Annotated in this window: 3 protein-coding genes; 2 read left to right on the top strand and 1 reads right to left on the bottom strand. The window is 38.6% G+C overall.

The window, feature by feature from the left end; genetic code table 11:
- Window positions 1-106 precede the first annotated feature (106 nt).
- The gene (locus CALSC_RS27105) at window positions 107-256 is read right to left on the bottom strand and encodes a hypothetical protein (RefSeq protein WP_200817723.1); all 150 of its coding nucleotides are present in this window, start codon (window positions 254-256) and stop codon (window positions 107-109) included.
- 720 nt (window positions 257-976) lie between these two features.
- On the opposite strand from CALSC_RS27105, the gene CALSC_RS22830 reads away from it, so the two are divergent.
- Complete coding sequence (locus CALSC_RS22830; RefSeq protein ID WP_088243540.1) at window positions 977-2950, top strand: AMP-dependent synthetase/ligase; 1974 nt, start codon at window positions 977-979, stop codon at window positions 2948-2950.
- Between the two features lie 40 nt (window positions 2951-2990).
- On the top strand, window positions 2991-3440 hold the full coding sequence (locus CALSC_RS22825) for a YlqD family protein (RefSeq protein ID WP_088243539.1): 450 nt from the start codon (window positions 2991-2993) through the stop codon (window positions 3438-3440).
- Window positions 3441-4250: the final 810 nt, after the last annotated feature.

The raw sequence follows: 4250 nt of genomic DNA, 5'->3' as shown, positions 1-4250 counted from the left end.
AGGTGTACTAGTGCTATACCATTACATTGATTTTATTTATCGAATGTATTGCTTTTAAGACTATACAATTATGTGTTTTTACTTAGACAAAGCAAAATCATAACTGTTAGTTTTGATATGTTTTGGTATCCCTTACATCTACAGGAATTAAAGATAAATTTTGTTTCAAACTCAAAGCTAGGGATAGCAGTTTAGGGAGAGCCAAACAAGCTAAGATGTTGACCACAGTCAGGATAATTACAGATATCAAATCCATCGGACAAATTCCTTATTTTTTGATGGTCTAATATAATATTCTGCAATAAAATCAGCCATTTTTGTAGTCTCTATAGACAGAAATAGCATTTGATTTACTTCTGATTCACATAAGAAATTTTTAATGACTAAAAATTACATATTTATTAAGAAATATTGAGTTTAGTTAATTAGTGGTTAGAACATTGAGTGCAAAAATGGGGACTAAACTTGCATGAAGAATTTTCCCTCAAAATATAATTTGTACAATAAGGAAAAGTGGCAATATTGTCTTTAACTGCAAAAGAATCTAAACCCTTATTTACAGATTTATGATGGTTGGTTTGATGTGAAAAAATTAGATATATCAACTTAGGTAAAGCCACACAAACAACTCCGCTAATGAGCGTTATTAATAGAATATCCACTAAACCCATAACTAATCACCTCCTGATGACAAGATTCTTGCTCGCTCCTACATATAGGCAGCAATAATTATTCCTACTGGATTAATCCCCAGGAGGATTGCATTACTATTTATCTATATAAAAAGATATTAGCATAAGTATTTGTAAATGTATTGCTGGAAATTGCTTAACGGTGATGTTTCCACCAAGAGCCGAGCCAAGCATCATAAGGGGTAGAAACAGACAAAAAGAATAGTGTCTATTGTGGTCGGTTATTGTAAGTAGATGGGTAAAAATATTGGAAAATAGGCAATTTACTACTGGGGTGATATGTGATGTTAACAACTTCCGCACAGCAAAATTTATCTTTGTCAATGACTGAACGAGAGCGGCTATTATTAAAGGGCTTGGTAGATTATTCCCAGGTGCAGTCCTTACCAGAGATTTGGCCTGTGGTAGCAAATAAATTTGGCGATACGGTTGCTTTACGAGATCCCCGCGCTAAACCAGAAGTAGTTGTGACTTATACTCAGCTATATCAGCAAATCAAGCAGTTTGCTGGAGGATTGCAAGCTTTGGGAATTAAGGCAGGAGAGCATATTTCTTTAATTTCTGATAATTCTCCCCGGTGGTTGGTTGCCGATCAAGGAATAATCATGGCTGGAGCTGTGAATGCGGTGCGTAGCTCCCAAGCCGAACGGGAAGAATTACTGTACATCTTGGCAAATAGTGGTAGTACAGTACTGGTGCTGGAAGACTTACAAACCCTAAAAAAGCTGAGAGCAGGTATTGATAATTTACCCATTAAGTTGGTCATTTTATTAAGTGATGAAGCGCCACCAGAAGACAGCTTAAAGATATTGAATTTGCCTCAGTTGATGGAAACAGGTTCACAGCATGAATTAGAACCTGGGCAACAAAAGCGACATCATCTCGCCACACTACTTTACACTTCCGGGACTACGGGTAAACCCAAAGGAGTAATGCTCAGTCACGGTAACTTGATGTATCAAGTGGCTAATTTAGGTATATTAGTGCAGCCACAACCGGGAGATATGGTTTTGAGCATTCTTCCCACCTGGCATGTACTAGAACGCAGTGCAGAATATTTCTTATTGTCCCAAGGTTGTACCCTAATTTATACCAACCTACGTAATATCAAGCGGGATTTAAAACAATATAAACCTCAATATATAGTTGCTGTTCCCCGGCTCTTAGAGTCAATTTATGAAGGTGTACAGAAGCAATTTCGAGAACAGCCAGAGAATAAGCAACGCTTGGTGAATAATTTACTGGGTATTAGTAACAAATATATTCAAGCAAGGCGAATTTCCCAAGGATTAGACTTAAATAATCTGAATCATTCCCTCTGGGAAAAAATTACTGCTACTATCCAAGCATCTGCTTTACTTCCCCTGCATACCTTGGCTGACAAGTTAGTGTATCAAAAAGTGAAGTCAGCCACCGGAGGCAAAATCAAACAAATGATTTGTGGTGGTGGTGCTCTTGCTAAACACATTGATACCTTCTTTGAAATTATTGGAGTAGATGTTTTAGTTGGTTATGGTTTAACCGAAACCTCTCCTGTTACCCATGCAAGACGTTATTGGCAAAACTTACGTGGTTCCTCCGGTAAACCAATCCCTGGTACAGAGGCGAAAATTGTCAATCCAGAAACTCATCAACAATTACCAGCAGGGGAAAAAGGTTTAGTAATGTTGCGGGGGCCACAAATTATGCAAGGTTACTATCAAAACCCAGAAGCCACAGCCAAAGCCATTGATGAAGAGGGGTGGTTTGACAGTGGTGATTTAGGTTGGGTAACACCACAAAATGACCTAACCTTAACCGGACGAGCCAAAGACACCATTGTATTAACCAATGGGGAAAATATCGAACCCCAACCCATTGAAGATGCTTGTTTGCGATCGCAATATATTGATCAAATCATGCTTGTGGGGCAAGATTGTAAAAGTCTTGGTGCTTTAATTGTTCCCAATCTTGATGCTTTAGCACAATGGGCAGCTAGTAAAAACCTGGAATTATCCCTAGAGGATGCTAACCTGACACAGACCGATGGTCAAAAAATAAACCTGGAGAATACAATAATCCAGGATTTATTTCGGCAAGAATTGAATCGGGAAGTAAAAAATCGTCCGGGTTATCGCGCAGATGACCGCATTGGACCATTCAAACTGATTCTTGAGCCATTTTCCATTGAAAACGGGACAATGAGCCAAACATTGAAAATTAAGCGACACGTGGTTATGGAGCGCGATCGCAATATGATTAAGGCAATGTTTGCTTAATAGTCTCAATTATCCACTAGATAGGTAACACTAAATTTATATGGATCTTTCCAATCAACAACTACTCTTAAAACGCGTTGTTAACGTCAAAGCCATTGTGACTTCTGTCTGGAAGGAAGAAATGCAGCAACATCTGCAAACTCAGATCAATCAACTCGATCAGCAGTTTCAGCAGTTAGATATGCAAGGACAAAGAGCAATAGCAGAAATTCAGAAGCAAAGTCTACAACCTCCTGGTCCCCAAACAGTCCAACAGGTAGATAATATTCAACTTCAGATCAACGAAAAGAAAAATGAACTACTAGAACAAAAAAATCAATTATTGCAAAATCTGCAACAAGTACAGATTCTAGAGTTAGATCAAGAAGTGAATCAATTCCAGATGGAAGGATTTTTCCGTGCGGAAGTTGGTGACAACATAATTAGCAAAATGCAAGTGGAAATTGTCATGCGGGATGGCGTTATCGAAGAAATTCGCGGCGATATTTAGCATGTGAGTGTCGGAATCTACCATTGCTTACCATTACTTTGCATCCAGAACTCATAAATAATCTGTCTCAACAAAAGCAAAGATTATTTATGAGTTTTTTTTATAAATTGATTATGAATTTAAGTAGTTAAACATAATTAATTACACCATGTCATTGCGAGTGTAACGGAGTGAAACGAAGCAATCGCAGGGGTTAGGATTGTTTCGCGTAGTTTGTAATAATGGTAAATATTTTTGTTTGATTACTTATAATATCAAGTTCGGGAGATTACTTATTATTCAGATCATGGTGCAAACATCTTAAAACTCTTTCTCCCCCTGCTCCCCTTCGGGTTGCGCCACTTGCTTTATGCCGGGAAACCCCTCCGGGTTGTGCCACTTGCTTTATGCCGGGAAACCCGTCCACCGCAATGGCTTACCTATTCCCTGCCCCCTTGCAGTCTTAACCATAAGTCTTGAACCGAACATGATATAGCTGGTACCAAGTTGCTTTCAAAGACAGTCCGCATGTCATGGCGGCGGTCGCAGAGCGGAAGGAAACAATCTCACCAACTAGAACTACTACAACAGAATGTAACTTAGGGTCTGCTGAATAACTAAAAAATATTGATTTATCAATGCTTTGAGGCTATTTTATTAGGAAATAAGTGCAAGGAAATTAGGATTTTAGGTTTAAAATCCTTGCATCTGTTATTTTTTCTGGCAAAAAGAATAGAAATAAAGAGGCACCGAACTACTCCCTACTCCCTACTCTCACCAAAAGACTTTTATGCCTAACGGGCACGCTCCGCGAACAGCAAGCCCTAACTT

Source organism: Calothrix rhizosoleniae SC01, from assembly GCF_900185595.1.
Lineage (GTDB): Bacteria > Cyanobacteriota > Cyanobacteriia > Cyanobacteriales > Nostocaceae > Calothrix_A > Calothrix_A rhizosoleniae.
The sequence above is the reverse complement of the archived record's forward strand: the minus strand, read 5'-3'. Positions and strand labels throughout refer to the sequence as shown.